1 protein-coding gene is annotated in these 1,787 nt (G+C 43.9%); it reads right to left on the bottom strand.

Annotated features, from left to right (window positions below; translation table 11 throughout):
* Window positions 1-45 precede the first annotated feature (45 nt).
* Window positions 46-1,599 (bottom strand): IS21 family transposase, encoded by a 1,554-nt coding sequence (gene istA, locus LB467_RS18525; RefSeq protein ID WP_224475640.1) that lies wholly within the window; start codon window positions 1,597-1,599, stop codon window positions 46-48.
* Window positions 1,600-1,787: the final 188 nt, after the last annotated feature.

The following is a 1,787-nucleotide window of genomic DNA, read 5'->3' as shown; positions in this document are numbered from 1 at the left end:
CAATAGTCTGATTGTTGTTCATATTCATTAGATTTAAAAGGTTTATTATTTATATGCAGAAGCACCCCGCAAGTTATCGTGTTCCGGGATGTGTGGTTTATCTTCTTCGAGGTCCTGGTAAAACAGGGAGCTTTTGTCCAGGTTGTTTTTCAGGATATTTTTAATGCGCAGGTAAGTAACCGCGTCTGCCTGCAAAGCTCTTTTACAGGCATCATCCAATCGCTGGGAGCCATAGGATTTATGGAGCTGGATGACCCCCATAGCTCGTTTGTATCCTATTTCCGGATAGTCCACCGCGGTGATTATTTTCTCGATACAGCCCAGCACGTGCTTGCCATGTATGGCCGCTTTCTTTTTAAAAAATTCAGGGCTCCAATCGCTATAGTATTTATGTGTACTGCTTAGATGATCTTTGTTGGTATTATAACTGCCTTTTGAGGGGTTGCGCTGGTGCAGGGCGATCCGCTGATGATAGTAATATACTTCAACCACGGAACTGGTATAATGGATGGTGGTTTCTTTTCCTATGTAACGATAGGGGGCGCTGTAATAGCTTTTATCCGGGGAGAAGTATACATAGCCTATTTTCTGAACCTTTGCCCTTCGGTAGCCTTTCAGTTCATAGACTGTCTCTGGCAAGGGCTTTAGGTATTCCCGTTCCACGGATTGGAAGAGTTCCCTGCGACTGGCTTCTTTGCGGGAGAACAACAGGTCATTGTACCGCTCCAACAAGCGTTTTATCTCCCGGTTCAGATCTTCCAAAGAGAAGAAGCTCATCTCCCGAAGGGGATAATAGATCCGCTGGTAGGCAAGGTTTACGGCATTCTCCACCAACGCTTTATCCTGTGGGGCATAGCCCCGGGCAGGATTAATTACACAGTCGTAATGCCGTGCGAAGTCTTTAAAACTCCTGTTGATGTCAGCCTCATACCTGCTGGCACGGGTAACCGCTGATTTTAGATTGTCGGAGACAATTGCTTTAGGGACGCCTCCATAAAAGTGCAGGGCATTACAGCAACAGGAAATCAGGTCCTCACGTTTCTGGCTTTTACAGGCTTCCACGTAAGTATACTGGCTGTTGGGAAGGATGGCTACAAATACTTCTACCGGGATTAGTTCACCGGTTTCCTTATCAATAATTTGAAGCTTTTTGCCGGCATAATCAATAAAGACTTCATTTCCAGGATCGTGTTCAAGTTTCATCGAACCTTTAACCTTGGCATATTTGCGCCGGTAATGTTCCATAAACTGGGTATAGCCATAAGGATCTTTGGCCTGCGCTACATATTCCTGATAATGGTATAAAAAAGTAAATCCTGGATGATTCCGGGCTTTATTGACCCCCTCAAAATATAACATCAGTTCCTCATAGCGAGGGTTATCAATAGTAGTGTGGGAAGGAAAAAGCTTCTCTAATGTTGCATTATCAAGGGTCAATAATTTTTTCGGGGAAGAGCCGCTGGCCTTGAACAGCCGCATATAAGTATTTACCGTATTACGGGAGATCCCAAGGGTGGTACCTATTTTACGGTTGCTAAATCCATCGAGATGTAAGGAAATAATTTGTTTTAAGTCCATTGGATCAAGTGTATTGGCCATATCGCTTGTTTTTAAGCGACAAGGTATTATTTACTTGATCTTTCAAAGTGGCACAAAACGAACCGAAACAACTGGCACAAAACGAACCGATATAGGCTTAACTTAAAACCAAAAGTGGCACAATTTGAACCGAAATGCCTGGCACTAACCGACCGAAATCACTGGCACAAATCGATCCGAGATATCCA

The organism is Salegentibacter tibetensis (assembly GCF_020164485.1).
GTDB classification, from domain to species: domain Bacteria; phylum Bacteroidota; class Bacteroidia; order Flavobacteriales; family Flavobacteriaceae; genus Salegentibacter; species Salegentibacter tibetensis.
The sequence above is the reverse complement of the archived record's forward strand: the minus strand, read 5'-3'. Positions and strand labels throughout refer to the sequence as shown.